This is a genomic window from Microcystis aeruginosa NIES-2549, assembly GCF_000981785.2.
Taxonomy (GTDB): Bacteria; Cyanobacteriota; Cyanobacteriia; order Cyanobacteriales; family Microcystaceae; genus Microcystis; species Microcystis aeruginosa_C.
The window spans coordinates 564,669-585,308 of sequence record NZ_CP011304.1 but is presented as its reverse complement, the minus strand read 5'-3'; the positions used below and the strand labels follow the sequence as shown (position 1 = coordinate 585,308).

Below are 20,640 nucleotides of genomic sequence, written 5' to 3'. Positions count from 1 at the left end.
AGGGTTGTTTCATTCTCTCTTATGTCATTCTCTCAAATCCTTATCTGGCAACGTTTTTAGTCGATTTCTCGGAATAAATATCTGAAAATTTTTCAAAACGTCGTGCTTTGTAGGTTGATTCATGAATCAACCTACTATTACTGCTATATAGCCGTTCGACTTCACCCAATAGTTACTTGACTGGTATCGACGCTGGTTGCCCCAGGGACTTTACTGGCAATGGCCACCATTTTATTTAAAGTCGCCTGATTGGCAACCTTGCCTTTTAGTACAACTTTACTGCCAGTTTGAGCGACCCACAATTTGTCTTCATCAGCTAAATCCGGTGTCTCGTCAAAAGCTAAAACTACTCGTTTAGCTAGGCCGCTTTCGTCGTATTTTCCGTCTAATCCGACTCTTTCGGGGGGAATACCCGCAGCAGCAGCTTTACCTGCGATCGCACTAGAGGCATTGGCCGGTTTATCTAAGCCAAAAATTCTTTTTAACCAATCCATTGCTAACACTCCTGATTGAGTTCTAAAACCCCAATTTCTTTAAGAGGGATTTGGTCGAAACTATGTGTCGATCTAATCCTAAACGATCAGGACTGACTCCGAGCGCTAAAGCGACTAATTGGGAAAAATGTAACACAGGTAAACCTAAACTTCGACCGATCACTTTTGCCACTTCCGGTTGTCGGGAATCAAGATTAAGATGGCATAAAGGACAAGGGGTGACTAAACAATCGGCCCCCGCTGCCATGGCCTCTAAAATGTGTTTTCCTGCCATTTGGAACGATTGGGTGGTGGCATAACTGGACAGGGGCCAACCACAGCATTGGGTGCGTCCTTGATAATAAATCGGATTCGCCCCCACGGCCCGAAAGACATTTTCTAGAGATTCCGGCTGAAAAGGATTATCGTAGGGGAGAGTATCCTGGGCCCGCAAGAGATAACAACCATAAAAACCGGCACAATTTAAGCCTGATAAGGGACGGACTACCTTGGCCGCCAGATTATCTAAGCCATAATCGCCGACAATTGCCCAGAGTAGGTGCTTAACCGTCGTCGTACCTTGGTAGGGGGAACAATGTTCTTTCTGTAAATAATTATTAACTTCCTCAACATAATTGGGATTATTATGCTTTGCTTCCTTCAAGCGCTCATCCACATGACCGATCACTCCTTGACAGGTGCTACAGTGAGTCAATAGGGGTAAATTGAGGGCTTCCGCTAGGGCAATATTGCGCGCATTGACGGCATCTTCCAAGAGTTGCGAATCTTCCTTATAGGTTCCCGAACCACAACAGGCAGCTTTTTTGAGTTCGACTAAATTAATCCCCAAAGCTTCCGTCAGGGCTGCCGTGGATAAATATAGTTCCCGACAGGCACCTTGAGCGACACAACCGGGAAAATAAGCATACTGGAGATTGTTGACTGTCATGGATTCTAGGAAATTACTACTCATTACCTATCTACCATCTTGGCCCCCTTCCCCCCTGTCATTACTAAAGTCATGGAATTTCTTAATAGACAGTCTTTTGTGAGCTGCTCCCAACAAGTGTATGGTAGTTTGCCCCCCGAAATAATATCCCAAAAGGAGGAGAGCCATCTCAACAGTATAATGGCTCTCCTTGAGAAAAATTGTTGTCCTGAGGAGTCGGTAATGTAAATGGCAATCTGCCCGGTCAAGAGGTGATTTACGGGTAGAATTCAGATTGTAGCCGAGAAATTACGGCGAGAAACGCTATTTTGTCGGCTTACGCCGCTTGGGGGAGGGTGATGACAGCATCAAAGTCCGCACGGCTAGGGAAAATCGAGAGAACCCGGTCCAGTTGGGTTAATTCAAAGATAATCTTGACTGAAGGTGGAATAGAACAAATATTGAGGGATTTTTCTTGACTTTGAGCCAGACGAAAGGCGGTAACTAAAGCCATTAATCCGGCGCTGTCGAGGAATTCCACCCTACTCATATCCACGAGAAAAGTGACAGAGCTACTCTGGTTAACCAGATTGGTGAGCTGCTCTTGAAATTCTAGGACGTTAGCGGCGGTAATATAGCCACTTGGCTCAAATAGAGCTATTTCTGGGACTTTTACGCGACTTTTCATGGCTTGGCTTTTAAATTCATAAATGAACCTTTTAACTGGAAATCAGATACCGCTATTATGTCCTAACTTTCTGATTTTGCAACCCCGGTCTTGATCAATTTTCTCTCTCCTGAAAAGATTAATCTTTTTTTAATCTTGACCCCTGTAGGTAGGAACCACTTTTAGGTTAACCTTATAATCCAGGCGCTAGAGAGGAACAGTTATCAAGGCTTACTAGGGGGAACATCAGGGTAAAGTCGCTAGGTTTAAGCTCTAATCCCGAATGACTGACGATGACCCAGTATTCTACCGGTATTTTTGCTGAAATAAAGTAAAGCAGGATACGGAAACTAGATTTATCGAACTAGAGTAAGAAAATTGTGGATACCCAGCCGACTATCCGCCAATTAGTGGAAAAAGCCCTATATTATCGTCAAATCACGCCAGAAATCGAGAATGGAATTAATGAACTCCTCGCTCGTCTTGGCTACGTTTCCGATGTGGATTACGAGGCCCTAGAGTTACTCATGGATGAAATGGACGAAGGCCGGATTAATCTCGTTCCGCGTCGGTAACTTCAGTGATCAGTGATCAGTTATCAGTTATCAGTTATCAGTTATCAGTTATCAGTGGTGAGTTTTCAGTTCACTGATGGCCTTTCGGTTCCTGTTATGGAATGGACGGGGTTATAAGGGATGAAACTATTATAGAGAAAGACATTTAGCGATCACCCGATCGAACCAGACCAAGTAACGAAGAACCTCACTGATTACTGTTTACTGATTACTGATGACTGAACAATCCCCCAAAACCCAATTTCCCCAAATTTCCACAAATTAATATAATTGACTTCAGGCCTTCTCCTAACCTGATTTTTTCCATGATTCCTTTAACTCTTAATCTCTTGCAAGGTTCCGTTACTTTTCGTTTCAGTCCCAGTGCTGCTCTGGATTTGCAAAGGGAAATTAACATTTTACTCGATCGCCTAAAAGCGATCGCCAGTAATGCCTCTAGTGGGGGTAAACCCCAACCCCAAAAACCGCTGGAATATCAGCACACTGGTGATGTGTTTCTGGAAGTGTTTTGTAATCCCAATATTTATCCGAATCCTTTTTCGGCTAAAGTTTTGCTAACGGTTCGTGATGATCGCCTACGCTTAACCACAGAAGCAGAATTAACCCGTGTGATCGAAGATTTAGAGCGTTATATCGACCAAAATAGTTAGAAGCGGGGGATTTTTGGGGTTTCGACTTTCCTTGTCGTCCCACCTCTCCCCATCTGATTATTCCTCTCTAGCTTGCCATGTTACCGACCGATTTATTGATTTCCCGTCAAAATGGCGAGACAATTATTCCTAAACGCTTACCCCTCGCTGGCGATTATCTGGCGATCGCCAAAGAACAAATCACCTGTTTTCAGGAAAGTATCGGTGCAACTAAGGGAGAATTAAGCCAAAAACTCCTAATCTTGGAGGGAGACAGTCCCGATTATAAAATTAAACGGGGATTTGCTCACCTATTAACCAATCATTTTGCCACCTTTGAGATTATTAGTCCCTTAGAACCGCAGGAATTAAGAAAAAGAGTTTTTGAACAAGCGGCCAACTTTGTTCCTATTCCCCAAAATCGATCGCTAATTCTGGGAAAAATTGCCCAGCAACTCAGCCAAGAATTAAATCAAGAAATTTTTCCAGTGGCTCTAGAAAAAGGACTCTATGCTGATTTAGCAGAGAATAAAATTCTCACTCAATTTGATGCTCCCACCCCCGAAAACCTAATTCATCGTTTTAACCTCTCCCAAATTCAAGGGATTTTTTATCGGGCCAGTTATTTAATTATCAACGTCCACCGCAACGATCCGGGGGAATATAAATATCTCTTTCGCTATCTAAAACTATTTCGTTTAATGACTTATATCGAAGGGGATGCCGACACGGGATTTACTATTACTATCGATGGTCCCACCAGTTTATTTAAAGCTAATAGTCGTTATGGCATTGAAATCGCTAAATTAATTCCTGCCTTACTCCATGTTACTCACTGGAATCTGAAGGCACAATTACAGTACAAAGATTCCTACACAGGAACTATTAAAAAACAACAGTTCAATTTAGAGGATAACTGTGGTCTGGTGTCCCACTATTCCCCGGGTAAACCCTACGATAGTATGTTAGAGGAATCTTTCGCTAAACGTTGGTTACAGTTAAAAACTGAATGGCAGTTAGAAAGGGAAGTGGATTTAGTGCCTTTACCCGGAGGAGTGATGATTCCCGATTTCCGTTTAGTGCATCCCGATGGTCGCGTTTTTCTCCTAGAAATTGTTGGTTATTGGCGACCAGAATACCTACAAAAGAAATTTTTACAGGTTAAATCGGCCCAAGCAAATAATCTAATTTTAGCCGTATCGGAACGGTTAAATCTCGAAAAAGCTGGAGTTAAATTCCAAAATCTACCCGCTCAGGTTATCTGGTTTAAAGATAAATTATCACCCCAAGCAGTGTTAGAAGTTTTAAATTAAAAGGTTAGGAAGCTAAAAGCGGAAGTATGATTTAATACTCCCGCTTTGGTTTAATCAGACTAGGTCAACTCTTTCGCTCAAGACCAGACAATGAGTGCTACATCATTGAGCAATGGCAGGACTGATGGACACTTTCACCACTTTATTTTTCTCTTCTTCCGCTTTCGGGAGGGTGAGATTGAGAATACCATCTTTGTATTCAGCGGTCACGTTAGTATTATCAACCTGAACCGGTAGAGGAATAACTCGATGGAATTTACCATAACGGAACTCAGTGCGGGTAAATCCTTCTTCTTCGGTTTTAATTTCCGATTTTCTTTCACCATTAATGGTCAGACTATCGGCTGTTACTTCCACGTTGAGGTCTTTGGCTTCCATACCAGGTATTTCCAGTTTAAGCTGAACTGCCTCTGGCGTTTCGGTCATTTCCGCCGCTGGGATGAAGGATAACCCCATTTTTTCACCATCACCCAAATGAGTCGGCACAAGACGGTCAAACAAGCGATTCATTTCTTTTTGTAGGCCTTCTACTTCTCTGAAAGGTTCCCAACGTATAAGTGCCATATAAGTCACCTCCGAAGTTTTCTTAACGCTAGAGATGTTGGTTTATCTCTACACTTTTAGGATAGATAAAAGATTCTCTGACCGGGGTAGGGTTTTCGGTACTGAGTTTTTCCAGATTCCCGTACTATCTCCTATACTAGAGCTAGGTGAAAAAGTTTTGCGTCGGGAAGTGGGGTGTGGGTAGGGTTGATTCATGAATCAACCCTACCATGAATCAACCCTACCATGAATTAACCCTACCATGAATTAACCCTACTATGAATTAACCCTAGGGGTGTGGGGTGTTTTCTCAGTGAACTGATAACTGATAACTGATAACTGATAACTGATAACTGATAACTGATAACTGACTCCACCAACAAACTTTTTCAGCAAACCCTAATTATCTACTGATGAATAATTAAACTTTCTAAACTGGTTTGTAAATCTTGGGTTAATTGTGCTACGGCCGAGCGTCGATCACTTTTATAATCGCCATAGCGATCGGATACGGAAATAGGTTTACCGATAGTTATTATCGCTTTTTGTTGACCAATTTGGGGACGGAAAAAGGGATTACCTCCTTTAATTCTTGTCACTAAATCCCAGAGTAATAAAATTGTCTCGGCAAATCTTTCTACAGTGGGTTTTTCCTTGACATAATAACCAGTTACTGACACAAAACTTTCCACAATTCTCATGTGCCACATTTTTAAATTAGCTTCATCGGCCAGGCGATCAGCTAATCCTAATTCAAGGGGAGAAATAGAATGAGTGGGTTTTAATTCTTCCCGATAAATGCGTTCCCATCCTGCTTGTTCCAAACGACGACAGCGATCGATCACATTACCATTAGGAGAAATATTAAAATACTTTTCTGCGGTTTGTAGGGCCACATCTAATAAATTGGCTAAACGTTTGGCTAGGGTTTCGTTTGGATCATCGCCATTGGCAGGTACTACAGGCAAAGATTGATAGTAGAAATCTCGATAAAAATCCTCCATTAAGGATAATAATCTTTCTCCTAACCGAAAAAGACGCTCGTATAAAACCTTTTCTTCTAGGGATGAATTCGGGATTGGTTGTAAACCGCTATCGGTTTCTAAATTAGTTAAAATTTGCTCGATTTCTTGCCAGACTGGAGTTAGATAAAAATACTGAATACCAATGGGTAAAATAATTACTTCCTGCTGTTGTTTAGCTTTTCTGACATCATCCACACCCCAAAAAGCTAATTGAGAAATACCCGGTTCAATAGCACTGACAAGCTCATTATGTCCGTTAGTTGCCCCTTCTGGAGCGGCAGCTAGAGGATAATCTCCTTCTAATAATAAACGACGAGCCGAACGCAATCCGATTAAATCGGCTTTTCCCCGTTGAATTGGTGTGCCACCCAACTTAGAATATAACCATCCTACCCTTTCTCCAGCCCATAAAGGAATCCCTCGATCGTACATAAAATGAGCGTGAGTCGGTGCCGGTAATTTTATTCCTAACTCTTGGGCTTTTTTGGGTACTAATTTCCACAAAAGATAGGCCATACAGTAGGGATCGTTAATACTAGGATGACGAAAAGCCAGCAGTAAACGGACTTTTTTCTCTTGACTTTTTTGATAAAATGTGATTAAAGTTTCTAGATTGGCGGCGGAAATTTCTCTTAAATTGGTTTTAGTTTGTAACCAGAGAGGTAAAAAGATTTGACATCCCTTTAAAAGCAAGGGATTAAGGTCAGGGGGTATAAATTCTAGAGGAGGTTGTGCGCCAAAAGATAGATTAGACATATAAGTAGTCGTGCCAAATAAATTTCCTAGTTGAGACAGTTATCAATTATCAGTTATCAGTTATCAGATTTGAGTTTTCAGTTCACTGTTTACTGTTTAAGGAAGAATCCAAGAAAACTCTGATCAATAATTACCGACTGGTCGAAAGGTAATCACAGCAGCAAACAGGTGTCGCGCTAGATTTCAAATACACTGGGATTGCAGGCTTCCTCAACCGTGAAAGGGGAAATTAACCGACTTTGAACGAGGAGGAACAGGAGCAGTTTACCTCCTCACCTAAACAAATACAGCTATACTATAGCTCTATCCCCATTTCTCGCAAACGAGCCGCCAGCTGTTGAGAACGCTGTCTTTCCGCTTCCAGAGCTTGCTGAGTAGCATTTAATTGCTCCTGTGCTGCGGCTGCCTGCTCCTGTGCCGCAGCCGCTTGTTCCTGGGCCGCTTCTTCTGGCAAGGGGATTAATTTGCCTTCTGGGTCATAAAATCTCACCCAAATTGCCGTTTCTCGGTCAATAGTCCCCTCCCAAGTTCCCAACCAATAGCCTAAAGTTTCGCACCATAACCAGCCGCGCTCGTTTCGTTCTAAAGAATGGTAGCGTTGGTCGGCCCCTAAATGCCATCCTTGTAAAGAATTGGCATCAAAAGGATCGTAGATGAAATAATCTGGTGTGCGGAAGGTTCCCTCATAAATGGCTTTTTTTCGCACTTTATCGGTCTTAGCGGTACTAGAAGATGTTAATTCCACGATAACGTCGGGATAACGTCCCTCTTCTTCCCAAATTACCCAACCCTGTCGCTCTCTCTTGCCATCAACATTGAGGACGGCGAAGAAATCGGGCCCGCGAAAATCGCGATTTTTCGCCTGTTCGCGGCTGAAATAAATAAACATATTGCCACTGGTGTAGAAGTCGTCTCGCTCGCCGTAACCTTGCTGTAGGGAGCGAATCAGCACATTCATGGCAATGCGGTGTCGGTTGCTTTCCAAGGGTTCACCATCATCAAAAATTAAGTCTGTGGGGGGTGGGGCGGGTTCCCAGAAGTCCTCGAAATCTTCTTCTATCAGTGCCGGAGAGGTGGCAGTTTCGTCGCTTTTGGCAATCGTCATTTTTTCGGCCTCTCTAGGTGGGAGTATCCATATTTTTGCTGATTATTGATCCTATGTTACATCAGAATTTAGGAGTGAGGAGATAGATGTTAGGAGTTGAGAAAATTATCTTCAGTTAACAATGATCAAAACTTTTCTTCTGGGTGCGTTACATTGGGCTAACACACCCGACTAATATCCCTAAGCTAACTAAAAAACTTGGCTTTATCTTTAACTAATTTTGTCCCGATTACGGCGGCAATGACTTCGGAGAGAATGCTAATTAAACGATAGATAGCAACGGTGACAAGTACGTTAGCGGCGGGAAATTTTTCTGTGTCTAAAAGTGCGATTACTGTAGCTTCAAACACTCCTAATCCTCCCGGCGCTCCAGGGACAACTAAACCCAATAACCAAGCAAAACTAAAGGTTCCTAGTAGGGGTAAAATCTGAGCGGGGGTGATCATTTTTAATACCATCCCAGCTAAAATAAAACCCGCGCCGCGCCACAATAAAAATCCAGTTTCACCGAGGAGAGGGACGAGAGGATATTTAGTTAGATAAACTGGTTCTTGAGCAATCTTTTTCTTTTGGCTAAGGATTTTGAGAGGATAATTTAAAAATTTGGGATGAATGCCGATTAAAATTAATCCTAAAACTAATATCTGTATCCCTAGACTTGAGCTAGATTTCATCCAACCTAAACCACTAGCAATTACTGCTATGGCTAAGGCTGCACATACCAGTAGTAAAAGTTCTAATAAAACGCTTAAACTAGCAGTTCCCCAATCACTCCCTGCTTTATTAATTGCCACGATGCGAGCATAAAAGTGACCGATATTACCAGGTAGATATTTTCCTAAATTGGTAATCATATAGATGCCAATTCCTGCGGAGGTTTTAATCGGTTGTTGATAGCTTTTGAGTATCCATGTCCACACCCATCCTGCCCAAATTTGAGCGATAATGGTGGTTACAAGTGCCAAGAAAAGAAATAACCAACCATGATTTTCAATTCTAACTGAGGTAACGTTATCCCAGTTATTTTTAAGGTTACTGAGAACAAAAAATAAGGTTCCCCCAATAATCAGCCAACGTAGAAATTTTTTCAGCATTTCGTTTTTTCCTTTATTCATTTTCTGGAGGAACCCAATCGAGAGCGAGCAGATATTCTAAACTGTAGGGACATTCCCAGAAGTGTTGAATGATAGCTTCATAATGAAAAAAAGCGACTAAAATATTATATTCTAGTCGCATCCAACTTATAAATATCCTCTCCCCGTCCGATAATCCAAAGTCCTTGGTTTAGCCATGTTTCTAGGGGTAATCCCAGCAAAAAACCCCGATTGAGTAGGGAAAAAAGACGCCCAGAATCCAGTGCGCGCAATCGTGATATCTGGTAATTTTTCTTGTAAACTGCGATCAAGCAGGTCTGTGGGAGTTAATTGCTGTTGCCGTAGCCAACTAGCAAGACTATTATACTCGCTCAAGGTGAAGGGCGAGGGTTCTGTAGGGCGATTTTGTCCAAAATTGGCACAAAGTAAGAGAATTGCTTGAGTATCGGCGGCTAACAGCTAAGAATCTCCCTACTTTATTTTCTAGCTCTTTTTCCCAACTTTTAACCCCGGTTATCGGTCAGGGGTCGATGTTTCTCGATCAAATCGATCGCCTGGGTGACACTTTCCGGGAAAATTACCACTAAACCACCCTCAGAAACCGTGCTTAAAGCCTTCTCTAAAGCCTCCGTTTCATCGAGAATAACTTCCGGCCGCAAACTGGCATTTTCTTGGCTAATTCCCCGGAGAATTAAATCGGCCACTTCCCCCCGGCGGCGACCGCGAGTATCGTTATCTTCCTTAACAATAATTCGATCGAACATTTGGGCTGATAATTTCCCTAATAAAATTAAATCATCATCGCGTCGATCGCCAGGTCCGCCGACCACGCCGACTTTTTCCCCGGACCAATTGCCGACAAAACCGCCGACGGCTTCGTATCCAGCCGGATTATGGGCATAATCGATTAAAGCGTGATGGTGTCCCAAGTCAAACAAGTTCATCCTGCCGGGGGTCTGGGCCACGGAAGGTTTAAAAGTCCGCACTCCTTGGCGAATTAACTCGATATCGATACCCTGCACAAAAGTGGCTAAACAGGCGGCCAAGGCGTTAGCAATCATAAAAGGGGCCATTCCCTGCATAGTCACGGGAATATTGACCGCTTCCTCGATTCTCAGCGTCCATTCTCCCTCTAGAATCGACAGATAGCCATTCTCATAAATGGCGGCCATGCCACCGCGACGGATATGGTCGTGAATAATCGGGTTATCGGCACTCATGGAAAAATAAGCCACTCTTCCCTTGACTTTTTCGGCCATACTAGCGGTCAAGGGGTCATCGGCATTTAAAACCGCGTAACCCTCGGCGCTAACCACCTCGGCCACAACGCTTTTTACTTTTGCCATTTGTTCAATGGTGTCGATATCACCGATACCCAAATGGTCAGCGGCCACATTTAACACCACTCCCACATCGCACTGATTAAAGGCTAAACCCGATCGCAGGATACCACCCCGGGCCGTTTCTAATACGGCAATCTCGACTGTGGGATCCTTCAAAATCATACTGGCACTGTAGGGACCGGTGTTATCGCCCTTTTCTACCAGATAATCATCGATATATACGCCGTCCGTCGTGGTAAATCCGACTACTTTCCCCGTTTGTCGGCAAATATGAGAAATTAAGCGGCTAGTGGTGGTTTTGCCGTTAGTTCCCGTAATTGCCAGAATCGGCACGCGACTGGGAGTCCCGGGGGGGAATAACATATCGATAACCGGGGCGGCGATATTGCGGGGTAAACCGCGACTGGGGGCGACGTGCATCCGAAAACCGGGAGCGGCGTTGACTTCTACGATTACCCCGTCCACTTCTCGCAGGGGTTTGCGGATATCCTCTGTCACCACATCGATCCCGGCAATGTCCAAACCGATTAATTTTGCCACTCTTTGGGCGATCCAGACGTTTTCGGGGTGAATTTCGTCGGTACGATCCACGGCGATGCCGCCGGTGCTTAAATTAGCCGTGGCCCGCAGATAGGCAATCGCACCTTGGGGTAAAATGCTGGTTAATTCATAGCCCTGTTTCCCTAGCACATTAAGGGCGGTTTTGTCAATAGTTATTTTAGTTAAAACGTTGGCGTGACCCTCACCCCGGTTGGGATCCCGATTAGTAATTTCGATTAATTCTTCTATAGTTGAGCGCCCATTACCGACGACGTGAGCGGGGATCCGTTCGGCCACGGCGGCGACTTTGCCATTTATGACTAAAATTCGGTGATCACTGCCTTTATAGTACCTTTCTACGATCACGCTGCGGGTTTTCGAGGCGGCACTGGCTAGATCATAGGCTTCCTCTGCTTCCTGCTGATTTTTGATGTCGATGCTGATGCCGCGGCCGTGGTTGCCATCGAGGGGTTTAATCACGATGGGAAATCCTCCCACTTCCTCGATTGCCGCTGACAACTCATCCAAGTATTGAATCACCGTACCCCGGGGGACGGGAATGCCGGCATCCTTGAGGATAGTTTTCGTGCCTTCCTTGTCACAGGCCAACTCAACGGCTAAAATCCCCGAAAAACTGCTTAAAGTGGCTTGAATGCGCTTTTGGTGAACGCCATAGCCCAATTGCACCATGGCACGAGCGCTCAGGAGTAACCAGGGGATATTTCTAGCTTGTGCTTCTTTGACGATGGTTTCGGTACTCGGACCGAGGGAGGCATTATTGCATAAATCGCGTAAATCGGCTAAATCTTGGGCCAATTCTTCCTGAGGATAGGTTCCCGTATCGACAATCGATTGACACAACCGCACGGCAGCCCGACCCGCATAACGTCCCGCTTGCTCCTCAACGTATTCAAACACCACGTTATAGACTCCTGGGGTTGAGGTGCCTCTAGTGCGACCAAACCCGACGGGAGTTCCCGCCAATTCCTGCAATTCCAGGGCGATATGTTCGATAATGTGGCCCATATAAGTGCCAGTGCGGACTCGTTCAAAGAAACCGCCGCGATAACCGGGGGAGCAGTAATGTTCGACTAAACTGGGGAGAACATCGATTAGTCCCTCATAAAAGCCTGGGATTTCATTCGATGGCTTCTCTGCGAGATCTTCGAGATCTAGACGCATAACAATGAGCTTGTCGCGACGAATACTCCAGTAGTTGGGACCGCGCAGGGTTTGGGTTCTGAGAATTTTCATCGAAAAAATGGGTCTGAAACCCCGCCCTTTAGCGATAGCGGAGGGCGGCTTTATACAAGTTAGTGAGAAACAATTAAACCGTTAGAACGACGAATTAACTGAATCTTGCTAACAGCTATTTGTCCCAATCGTTTCCAACTGGTATCGCTTACAGATAGCTGTTTTTCGGTATCTCCACTTACATAACCAATCCCTTTGGGAGAAGAAACTAAATCTCCTTTACGGAACCCATGTCTTGTGGTAGAGCCACCATATTTACGTCGTTTACCACCTTTAGAAAAAACCATCAGGTGAAGTTGACGACGACTAATAGGAGGACGTTTGATGACAGCAAAGGGAGCGTTTGTTACTTTAACATAACCCTTCCAATCATATCCATGACCATTAGAATTGTGAAATGGCAAATAATCTAAAAATTGAAAACAGGCAAGAGCAATTCCATCGTTAGCATGACTTTCTGGTGATTGTTCTGCTTTATTTTTAGACTTTTCTAGTCGCAAATGTTTTCTGAGATTAGAGGTTTGCCAACCAAAGCGAGTATGGACTGTTGCAAACTGAGACAGTTGCTCAATAGCCCATTTTTGTCCAACCATAACCGGCGAGAAACCTTTTCCAGACTTAGCCCCTTTTCTACCAGAAGTTAAATCAACATCGGCTTTGATGTACTCAAAATAAATATCGGTAATTGGATAGATTTTGGTTAGTTCGGAAACGACTCGAAGTTCAAGTTGACGATTAGCTCTGATTGAGGGAGCTAATTTTCCTTGTCTTCTATTTAAGAATCGTTTTTGTCGATGCGCTCTTAGATTAAAAGGAAGTTGGCGGTTAATCCGTCTTCCTCTACGTCCTCTTCGCATTAAGCAGCGATTGTCCATGCGCTCTTTTACTCGTTTAAAAGGAAGTTCTAAGTGAGCCTTCCAAAGAGTAAAAAGAGAGGATTGAACGCCAATTCCCGAAAATAATTTACCCTGGTCAATACCAATAGCAATCGGTTGGGTTTTGTTATCGGAAGGTTCATCGGTTAACTGGACATAGAAAATATCTAAGTCGTTGAATTTACCGATAGCTTTTCCTTCCTTAATCCACCGCCTGGCCCGACTGGGTTTAGTGGGCATCAACGGTTTTCCGTCTTTTGAGATAACAGGAACTCTTGCCATGGAGATAATCCTTAAGAGTGAAGTTAAAGTCCCTTACCGCAACACAATCAAGATGTCTTGTCTAACAACGCTTTACCAATAAAGCTTAGAGAGAATCCGAACTAGGGAAGCATTCGGAGGTCTGTGCCAGATTGCGTCTCGGTGCGGTAGTCTCTACTTGCGTCGCCTAAATTGGTTTAGGCAAACCCCGTCCCTTTTAGGGCGGGGTTAGTGACGATATAGCTGGTGTTCGCTGTTGAGAAGCACAAAGAAGCCGTTGTTTATTGTCTGGGTTTCCGAGATCGGTAAACTGTTCACGATGAACAGTTTTTCAGGAGTTTTTTTACCCTAATTTAGCGATCACTTGGTGTTTTTTGAGATGATAGCTATCACCGTAGGAAAGAATATGCACCCGCAGATTATGCAGACTCAGGGGTTCGTTGGCGGTGACGTGATGGTGGTTGGTGTGGGACATTTCCCTGGCATCAATTACCGTTACCGTACCGCAGCCGATTACCGTCATCGTGCCATCCCGTTCAAACATAGCGCAGGTATCCTCATCGATGCCAATTCCTAAACGTTCGGGATAACCAGAGATAGCGCTCATTAACCGAGCCATGCGGTTGCGATTGTGGAAATGTTGATCGACAATGACTTCAGGAATGAGACCTAATCCCATGGCCATGTCCACTAGGGCCCGATTGGGTGCTTCCCCGCTGCTGCCCCCGGCAATCATGTGATGACCCATAACGGCAGCCCCGGCGCTAGTTCCAGCCAAGGTCAGTTCTCCCTGTTGCACTCTTTGTCTGATTCTTTCCATCAGGGGGGTATCGGAGAGCAAACCGCATAAACGCAGCTGGTCGCCTCCAGTCATAAATACACCTGTACATTCTTCGATGTAGGCCTGGAATTGGGGGTCTTCTCCCTGTACGCGATCACGAATATCGATAACTTTGACGTATTTTGCCCCCATTTCCTCGAAAATCTTCTGATAGCGATCGCCGATTAACACCGGTTCTCTGGAAGCGGAGGGAACAATAGCGATCACTGCTTCGCTACCCCCAGCGCGATTCCAAAAGGTATGCAGTATCTCTTTACCGTGGACTTTATCCTCGGCACCTCCAATGACTAAAATCGCCGTTTTGAGAGATATGGGGGTAGGATTTTGGTGGTTTTGGGTTTCTAGCTCGATGATCATGTCACTGAACGAATAGACATTTTTAGGGATGGAAGGTGTTTCGGGAAGATGGACAGGTATCTTGATGTTATTTTCCCTGAACGGTTTACGGAAAAAAATGCGGTTTAGGAATATTTTTCGGGACATCAAGCAATAGTAGAGGCGATTTTAGCAATTTTCTTCGATCCACTGGCAATGACGGACTTTTAGTTAACTTTAAGTCTAGGCTAGACTTCGATCACTCAAGCTAGAGCCAGAAAAACCCCTAGACAGTACAGCATAGTCTACCATGTTATCGAGATAGACTAGCGCAAAATTAGCAAGATTTTAACCGATCGAGCCGTGACAAAATGATACATTAAACACTATTCCAGTCTAGGCCTTAATTTTCCCCGTGCAGTTTGACATTATTACTCTCTTTCCCGATTTTTTTACTTCACCGCTGCAGTCGGGGTTGTTGGCAAAAGCTCTCGAACGCGACATCGCTAGGGTAAATTTGGTCAATCTCCGAGATTTTGCCCACGATAAACACCGTCGCGTCGATGATGAACCCTACGGTGGTGGTGTGGGAATGTTATTAAAACCAGAGCCAATTTTTGAGGCGATCGAGTCTTTAGAAACTTTACCACCCCGGGAGATCGTGCTGATGACTCCCCAGGGGGAACCTCTCAATCAAGCTTTACTGAAAACTTGGGCCGGTAGTTATCAGCAGTTAATTCTCATCTGCGGGCATTATGAAGGAGTAGATGAGCGGGTTTGTGAGCATTTGGTGACTAGAGAGGTATCTTTAGGTGATTTTGTCCTAACTTGTGGTGAAATCCCTGCTTTAGCGATTATTAACGGGGTGACGCGGTTGTTACCCGGGACGGTAGGTAAGGCCGAATCGTTGAAATTGGAGAGTTTTGAGGCGGGTTTATTGGATTATCCCCAATATACCCGGCCCCCAGTCTTTCGCGGTTGGCAAGTGCCGCCGGTTTTGCGCTCAGGTAATCATCAGGATATCGCCGATTGGCGCTATCAACAACAACTCGATCGCACTCAGGAACGTCGTCCAGATCTCTGGCAAAAATGGCTAGAGGAACAGGATTAATCCCCAAAAATGCTGGCGTGGGGAGTACCGGAAAGGGGAGATTTCCTAAAAACCCTTGACAAATGGCGAGACTTGCTTTATACTTTATGTATAATGGGAATCCGTGCGCCCATATATATAGGGTTTTTGAGCGAAGATAAGAGAGAAAAAAATAGGCTCCAAAATCGGGTTGGGTAGGAATAAGAGCAAGGTACGAAGACGGAATTTTTCTGTCCCCGACAAGGATTAAACAAAGCATTTCTGAGAGTCGAACCGAATCTTAGTTGGGTAGAGAAGTTTCAGACTCACCCCCAGACAACTCTGGGGAAGTGGGGAGAGGGTACTTAAAAATCAAAATCACCGGTAAAAGAACGACGGACCCTAATCGGATAGGAAACAGATTGATATTCTCTAAAATGGGAAGTAATCAGGGAGTTTTTCTTCTAATCGCAATAATAGCTCTCGGAGATTTCCCACAAGGCCGTTAATCTTTCTCTTGTTCGTAGATGCTCCGCTGCTAGTGCCTATTCTCTTCAGGTTTCTAGGCTTTGATGGCAACGTTTCCAGTCCACCTTAAGCATTTTAGGTCTCTTCTTCGTTGCGAGTCTCTAGATATAGTCTATCTGCTCTTGCCAAAAAATTCTAGTTCTCTAGCTGGTGGGGGTTTAATAGGCGCAACCATAGATAAAAGGTTATATAAATCTAGCTAATCATTGACTTGAGTAATTGGTATTTTACAAATCGCTGAAAGCAAGTCACCATAAGAATTAAGCAAATGCAGTTCCGAATCAAATCCTGTGGGAGATAGAAATTATGGTGGCTTTAATCACTCCAAAACCCGCTAAAACCAGCCGTTTAACCACACAAATCCAAGAAATCGCCGAAAATACTTTTACCTTGCGCTGTTTGGATTGGGACCGCGATCGTTTTGATATCGAGTTTGGTTTAGAAAACGGTACGACTTATAACTCTTTTGTTATTCAAGGGGAAAAAACCGCTCTCATTGATACATCTCACCGAAAATTCGATCGCCTTTATCTGGAGGAATTAACTAAACTAATCAACATCAATCATCTTGATTATTTAATTATCAGTCACACCGAACCCGACCACAGTGGTTTAGTCAAAGAAGTTTTAGAATTAGTCCCAGAAGTTACCGTGGTGGGTGCAAAAGTTGCCATGCAATTCCTGGAAAACATGGTACACAGACCCTTTAAACAGTTAATCGTTAAAAGTGGTGATACTTTAGACTTAGGTAATGGTCATGTTTTAGAATTTGTTGCGGCCCCTAATCTTCATTGGCCTGATACTATCTTCACTTTTGATGCTAAAACTGCCACCCTTTTTACCTGTGATGCCTTCGGAATGCACTTTTGTGATGATCAAACCTATGATCTAGAAAAAGAGCTGCTAGAAGCCGATTTTCAAACCTATTATGACTGTCTGATGCGACCGAATGCTCGTTCAGTTTTAGGGGCAATTAAAAGAATCGAGAAATTCGAGATTAATCTCATTGCCACCGGTCACGGACCCCTATTAAAACACCATATTGCTGATTGGGTGGGACGTTATCAAACTTGGAGTCAAGAACAAACTTCTGCTGATACTTTAGTGACTGTATTCTTTACCCAAGATTACGGACAAAGCGAACATTTAGCTACCATGATTAGTCAGGGTTTGACTAAAACTGATGTGGTGACAGAATTAGTCGATATGAATAATGCTGATCCCCACGAAGTCAGAGAATTAATCAATCAGTCTAAGGGAGTTATCATCGGAATGCCGCCCCAATCTTCCCCGACTAACCAGATGATTTTAAGCACGATTCTTGCTTCAGTCAATGGCAAACAAGCGGTAGGATTATTTGAGTCAGGAGGTGGGGAAGATGAACCAATTTTCCCCTTAAGAAATAAATTACAGGAAATCGGGGCGATCGAAGCTTTTCCTCCTCTTTTAGTTAAAGATAATACCAATCAATCCCTCGATTTTATTGCCGATGAAGCAGGAACCGACCTCGGCCAATGGTTAAGCCGAGAAAAAACGATTAAACAAATTAAATCGATTAACAACGACTTAGAAAAGGCTCTAGGACGTATTAGCACTGGATTATACCTAATTACTTCCCAAAAAGCCGATTTATCCAGTGCTATGATTGCCTCTTGGGTGACGCAAGCAAGTTTAAATCCTTTAGGTGTGGCGATTGCAGTGGCCAAAGATCGGGCAATGGTATCATTTTTACAGCCTAGCGATACCTTTGTTTTAAATGTTTTGGCTGAGGATAATTACCAGAAATTAATGAAACATTTCCTCAAGCGTTTCTCTCCCGGTGCCAATCGTTTTGAAGGCATTAAAACCTATACTGCCAATAATGGATCACCAATTTTAGGCGATGCCTTAGCTTACATAGAATGTGAAGTCACCAGTCGTTTAGATTGCGGCGATCATTGGGTAGTTTATTGTACCGTTAATACTGGACGAGTTGCTCGTTTAGATGTCTTAACTGCTGTCCATCATCGCAAAGTTGGCAACCATTATTAACAGTTAACAGTTATCAGTTTTCAGATTTAAGTTTTCAGTGGATAGTGTTAAGTAGGAAGTTACCGCTTTATTTTCACTGATTACTGTTTACTGCTCACTGATAACTGAAACATCCAATTCTATCAATCTTAGGAGAAATAAAATGTACGAACCAATTAAAAATCCTTCCCCAATGATGGTGCGGGTAGTGCAAGTCTTAGAAATGATTCAAGATTTAATTGTCATTTCTCTCTGTATTGGTTTATTTAGCTTCATGGTGTTAGAAGTCAGAGAAATGTTTATGTCTCTGCTGCCACCGATTCAATTTCGGATTGTTACCGCCGATATTTTATTCCTCTTAATTCTAGTAGAATTGTTCCGATTGTTAATTATTTATTTGCAAGAAAAACGAGTTTCTATCGGTGTTGCCGTGGAAGTTTCTATCGTCTCAGTTTTGCGAGAATTAATTGTCAGAGGAGTCCTAGAAACTAATTGGACACAAGTATTAGCCGCCTGTGCTTTTCTAATAGTTCTCGGCACATTAATGGTATTAAGAGTTTGGCTTCCTCCCACCTTTGAAGGTATCGATCCCGAGCAAAAAGTTTCCGAGCGTTATCGTCAACATTTAGTTAAAGAATTAACTGAAATAAATAGCAAAACTTAATCAGTTATCAGTTATCAGTTATCAGTTATCAGTTATCAGTACAGCTAATAACCAACTTAACAATTATGACCACTAATACTTTAATTCCCAATCCTGCTATTAATAATCGCCCCCGCGATGTTCAAACCGCCGAAATTGCCGATCAAACTTGGGTTTTTCGCTCGCGTACTTGGGACAGATTAAAATTTGAAATAGAATATGCTCGTCAACGGGGAACCACCGCTAATTCCTATCTTATCTGTGGCGATAAAACCGCCTTAATCGATCCCCCTGGAGAATCCTTCACCGAAATTTATTTAGAAGAAATTCGTCAATATGTCCCCTTACATCGTCTCGATTATCTGATTCTCAGTCACGTTAATCCTAACCGCATCGTCACTTTAAAGGCATTATTAGACCAAACCCATCAAATCACCATCCTCTGTTCTAAATCGGCTGTAAATACCCTAAAAAATGCCTTTCCCGATGCCCAAATTTTGGGCATACGAACCGATGAAATCCTTGATTTAGGGCAAGGTCATCAACTAAGTTTTATTAATGTTCCTACCCCGCGCTGGCCTTATGGTATCTGCACTTTTGACCAAAAAACCCAAATTTTATACAGCGATAAATTCTTTAGTGTGCATCTGTGCAGTGACGATATTTTGGATAAAAATTGGAAACAATTAGACGCAGATCGTCGTTATTATTTTGATTGTCTTCATGCCGTACAATCAAAACCAGTAGAAACAGCCCTCGACAAAATTAAAGAATTTCCTGCCCAATATTATGCACCCGCCCACGGTCCGATAATTCGCTATAGTCTTAGTCGTCTTGCCCACGATTATCGCTATTGGTGTCAAGAACAAAAAACTCGACCCCTACAAGTGGCTTTATTATATGCTTCTGCCTACGGAAATACTGCCACCATGGCCCGCTCGATCGAAAGAGGATTATTAGAAAATGATCTAGCCGTAGAATCAATAAATTGTGAGTTTGCCACCCCCGCCGAAATTAGTCAAGCGATCGAAAATTGTGACGGATTTATTATCGGTTCTCCCACCTTAGCTGGTCACGCTCCTACCCAGATTCAAACCGCTTTAGGAATCGTTCTTTCCACGGCAGCAAAAACTAAATTAGCTGGGGTTTTTGGTTCCTACGGTTGGAGTGGAGAAGCGGTAGATTTAATTGAAACTAAACTCAAAGATGCTAATTATCGCCTCGGTTTTGAGTCTTTGCGCGTGCGTTTTAACCCCACAGAAAGCAGTTTACAAGCAGGTTATTTAGCTGGAGAAACCTTCGCCAGGACCTTGAAAAAAACCAAAAAATTGCGGGTTCCCCAACAGGGAATGACCGAAACACAAATCGATCGCACTGCCCAGGCCGTTGGTCGGATCGTCGGTTCCCTCTGTGTTCTCACCACTCGTCAGGGCGAGGATCATGCTGGTTTCTTGACCTCTTGGGTATCCCAAGCCAGTTTTAACCCCCCGGGGCTAATTATCGCCGTTGCTGACGAACAAGCCGCCGATCGCCTAATTAACTCGGGAACCGTCTTTATCTTGAATATTCTCAAGGAAGGGCGCAATTTACGCCGCCATTTTTCCAATCGCATCAAATCTGGCGGCGATGTCTTTACAGGATTAGAAACCCAAGTCGGGGAAAATGGCGGTCTGATTTTAAGCGAAAGTCTCGCCTACCTGGAGTGTACGGTCCAAGAGCGACAACTCTGCGGCGATCGCTGGTTAGTCTATGCCACGGTCGAGCGGGGTCAAGTTTTGGATAGTAACGGTGTCACCGCCATCGGTCATCGCAAATCTGGTAGTCAATATTAAAATTGGACTAGGGGCAAAGTT

The 20,640-nt window shown here is 43.6% G+C and carries 18 protein-coding genes; 7 read left to right on the top strand and 11 right to left on the bottom strand.

Going from position 1 to position 20,640, the window contains the following annotated elements:
- Positions 1-161: 161 nt before the first annotated feature.
- From myaer_RS02810 to myaer_RS02800, 3 genes are all read right to left on the bottom strand, one after another.
- A complete protein-coding gene (locus myaer_RS02810; protein ID WP_046660875.1) occupies positions 162-494 on the bottom strand; it encodes a BON domain-containing protein in 333 nt (110 codons plus the stop codon).
- Positions 495-516: 22 nt separating this feature from the next.
- Positions 517-1,446, bottom strand: coding sequence for a CoB--CoM heterodisulfide reductase iron-sulfur subunit B family protein (locus myaer_RS02805; RefSeq protein WP_046660874.1), 930 nt, complete (start codon positions 1,444-1,446; stop codon positions 517-519).
- A 292-nt stretch (positions 1,447-1,738) separates the two neighbouring features.
- A complete protein-coding gene (locus myaer_RS02800) occupies positions 1,739-2,089 on the bottom strand; it encodes an STAS domain-containing protein (RefSeq protein ID WP_046660873.1) in 351 nt (116 codons plus the stop codon).
- Positions 2,090-2,448: 359 nt separating this feature from the next.
- Here myaer_RS02800 and myaer_RS02795 point away from each other — a divergent pair, with 359 nt between their 5' ends.
- The 3 genes from myaer_RS02795 to myaer_RS02785 all read left to right on the top strand — a co-directional run bounded on the left by myaer_RS02795 (position 2,449) and on the right by myaer_RS02785 (position 4,585).
- On the top strand, positions 2,449-2,643 hold the full coding sequence (locus myaer_RS02795; RefSeq protein WP_046660872.1) for a hypothetical protein: 195 nt from the start codon (positions 2,449-2,451) through the stop codon (positions 2,641-2,643).
- Between the two features lie 305 nt (positions 2,644-2,948).
- The gene (locus myaer_RS02790) at positions 2,949-3,293 is read left to right on the top strand and encodes a hypothetical protein (protein WP_046660871.1); all 345 of its coding nucleotides are present in this window, start codon (positions 2,949-2,951) and stop codon (positions 3,291-3,293) included.
- Positions 3,294-3,370: 77 nt separating this feature from the next.
- Positions 3,371-4,585, top strand: a complete 1,215-nt coding sequence (locus tag myaer_RS02785; protein ID WP_046660870.1) for a DUF790 family protein — start codon at positions 3,371-3,373, stop codon at positions 4,583-4,585.
- Between the two features lie 102 nt (positions 4,586-4,687).
- Here the strand turns inward: myaer_RS02785 and myaer_RS02780 are convergent, their stop codons facing one another.
- From myaer_RS02780 to myaer_RS02745, 8 genes are all read right to left on the bottom strand, one after another.
- Positions 4,688-5,149, bottom strand: a complete 462-nt coding sequence (locus myaer_RS02780; RefSeq protein WP_046660869.1) for an Hsp20/alpha crystallin family protein — start codon at positions 5,147-5,149, stop codon at positions 4,688-4,690.
- Positions 5,150-5,535: 386 nt separating this feature from the next.
- Positions 5,536-6,909, bottom strand: a complete 1,374-nt coding sequence (locus myaer_RS02775; RefSeq protein WP_046660868.1) for a 1-acyl-sn-glycerol-3-phosphate acyltransferase — start codon at positions 6,907-6,909, stop codon at positions 5,536-5,538.
- 295 nt (positions 6,910-7,204) lie between these two features.
- Positions 7,205-8,014 (bottom strand): Uma2 family endonuclease, encoded by an 810-nt coding sequence (locus myaer_RS02770; protein WP_046660867.1) that lies wholly within the window; start codon positions 8,012-8,014, stop codon positions 7,205-7,207.
- Positions 8,015-8,199: 185 nt separating this feature from the next.
- Complete coding sequence (locus myaer_RS02765; RefSeq protein ID WP_046660866.1) at positions 8,200-9,129, bottom strand: lysylphosphatidylglycerol synthase transmembrane domain-containing protein; 930 nt, start codon at positions 9,127-9,129, stop codon at positions 8,200-8,202.
- A complete protein-coding gene (locus myaer_RS22255; RefSeq protein ID WP_268807307.1) occupies positions 9,122-9,250 on the bottom strand; it encodes a hypothetical protein in 129 nt (42 codons plus the stop codon). The genes myaer_RS02765 and myaer_RS22255 overlap by 8 nt, the downstream gene beginning before the upstream one ends.
- A 361-nt stretch (positions 9,251-9,611) precedes the next feature.
- Positions 9,612-12,245, bottom strand: coding sequence for a cyanophycin synthetase (cphA, locus tag myaer_RS02755; RefSeq protein ID WP_046660864.1), 2,634 nt, complete (start codon positions 12,243-12,245; stop codon positions 9,612-9,614).
- A 59-nt stretch (positions 12,246-12,304) separates the two neighbouring features.
- A complete protein-coding gene (locus tag myaer_RS02750) occupies positions 12,305-13,402 on the bottom strand; it encodes an RRXRR domain-containing protein (protein WP_046660863.1) in 1,098 nt (365 codons plus the stop codon).
- A 322-nt stretch (positions 13,403-13,724) separates the two neighbouring features.
- Positions 13,725-14,579 (bottom strand): cyanophycinase, encoded by an 855-nt coding sequence (locus myaer_RS02745; RefSeq protein ID WP_046660862.1) that lies wholly within the window; start codon positions 14,577-14,579, stop codon positions 13,725-13,727.
- 373 nt (positions 14,580-14,952) lie between these two features.
- Here myaer_RS02745 and trmD point away from each other — a divergent pair, with 373 nt between their 5' ends.
- The 4 genes from trmD to myaer_RS02720 all read left to right on the top strand — a co-directional run bounded on the left by trmD (position 14,953) and on the right by myaer_RS02720 (position 20,619).
- The gene (gene trmD, locus myaer_RS02740; protein WP_046660860.1) at positions 14,953-15,648 is read left to right on the top strand and encodes a tRNA (guanosine(37)-N1)-methyltransferase TrmD; all 696 of its coding nucleotides are present in this window, start codon (positions 14,953-14,955) and stop codon (positions 15,646-15,648) included.
- A gap of 792 nt (positions 15,649-16,440) precedes the next feature.
- Positions 16,441-18,165: a diflavin flavoprotein gene (locus myaer_RS02730; RefSeq protein WP_046660859.1), complete on the top strand. Its 1,725-nt coding sequence runs from the start codon at positions 16,441-16,443 to the stop codon at positions 18,163-18,165.
- Positions 18,166-18,307: 142 nt separating this feature from the next.
- Positions 18,308-18,808 carry a phosphate-starvation-inducible PsiE family protein gene (locus myaer_RS02725; protein WP_046660858.1) on the top strand — a complete coding sequence of 167 codons (501 nt, stop codon included), beginning with the start codon at positions 18,308-18,310 and terminating at the stop codon, positions 18,806-18,808.
- A 65-nt stretch (positions 18,809-18,873) separates the two neighbouring features.
- Positions 18,874-20,619, top strand: coding sequence for a diflavin flavoprotein (locus myaer_RS02720; protein ID WP_046660857.1), 1,746 nt, complete (start codon positions 18,874-18,876; stop codon positions 20,617-20,619).
- The last annotated feature ends 21 nt before the right edge of the window (positions 20,620-20,640 follow it).

What these genes read in the sequence shown, in the direction of transcription:
- cphA (WP_046660864.1), bottom strand. Translation starts at nt 12,245, where the DNA reads ATGAAAATTCTCAGAACCCAAACCCTGCGCGGTCCCAACTACTGGAGT.
- myaer_RS02770 (WP_046660867.1), bottom strand. Translation starts at nt 8,014, where the DNA reads ATGACGATTGCCAAAAGCGACGAAACTGCCACCTCTCCGGCACTGATA.
- myaer_RS02725 (WP_046660858.1), top strand. Translation starts at nt 18,308, where the DNA reads ATGTACGAACCAATTAAAAATCCTTCCCCAATGATGGTGCGGGTAGTG.
- myaer_RS02720 (WP_046660857.1), top strand. Translation starts at nt 18,874, where the DNA reads ATGACCACTAATACTTTAATTCCCAATCCTGCTATTAATAATCGCCCC.
- myaer_RS02745 (WP_046660862.1), bottom strand. Translation starts at nt 14,579, where the DNA reads ATGATCATCGAGCTAGAAACCCAAAACCACCAAAATCCTACCCCCATA.
- myaer_RS02790 (WP_046660871.1), top strand. Translation starts at nt 2,949, where the DNA reads ATGATTCCTTTAACTCTTAATCTCTTGCAAGGTTCCGTTACTTTTCGT.
- myaer_RS02750 (WP_046660863.1), bottom strand. Translation starts at nt 13,402, where the DNA reads ATGGCAAGAGTTCCTGTTATCTCAAAAGACGGAAAACCGTTGATGCCC.
- myaer_RS02765 (WP_046660866.1), bottom strand. Translation starts at nt 9,129, where the DNA reads ATGAATAAAGGAAAAAACGAAATGCTGAAAAAATTTCTACGTTGGCTG.
- myaer_RS02805 (WP_046660874.1), bottom strand. Translation starts at nt 1,446, where the DNA reads ATGAGTAGTAATTTCCTAGAATCCATGACAGTCAACAATCTCCAGTAT.
- myaer_RS02730 (WP_046660859.1), top strand. Translation starts at nt 16,441, where the DNA reads ATGGTGGCTTTAATCACTCCAAAACCCGCTAAAACCAGCCGTTTAACC.
- myaer_RS02810 (WP_046660875.1), bottom strand. Translation starts at nt 494, where the DNA reads ATGGATTGGTTAAAAAGAATTTTTGGCTTAGATAAACCGGCCAATGCC.
- myaer_RS02785 (WP_046660870.1), top strand. Translation starts at nt 3,371, where the DNA reads ATGTTACCGACCGATTTATTGATTTCCCGTCAAAATGGCGAGACAATT.
- myaer_RS02780 (WP_046660869.1), bottom strand. Translation starts at nt 5,149, where the DNA reads ATGGCACTTATACGTTGGGAACCTTTCAGAGAAGTAGAAGGCCTACAA.
- myaer_RS02800 (WP_046660873.1), bottom strand. Translation starts at nt 2,089, where the DNA reads ATGAAAAGTCGCGTAAAAGTCCCAGAAATAGCTCTATTTGAGCCAAGT.
- myaer_RS02775 (WP_046660868.1), bottom strand. Translation starts at nt 6,909, where the DNA reads ATGTCTAATCTATCTTTTGGCGCACAACCTCCTCTAGAATTTATACCC.
- myaer_RS22255 (WP_268807307.1), bottom strand. Translation starts at nt 9,250, where the DNA reads ATGCGACTAGAATATAATATTTTAGTCGCTTTTTTTCATTATGAAGCT.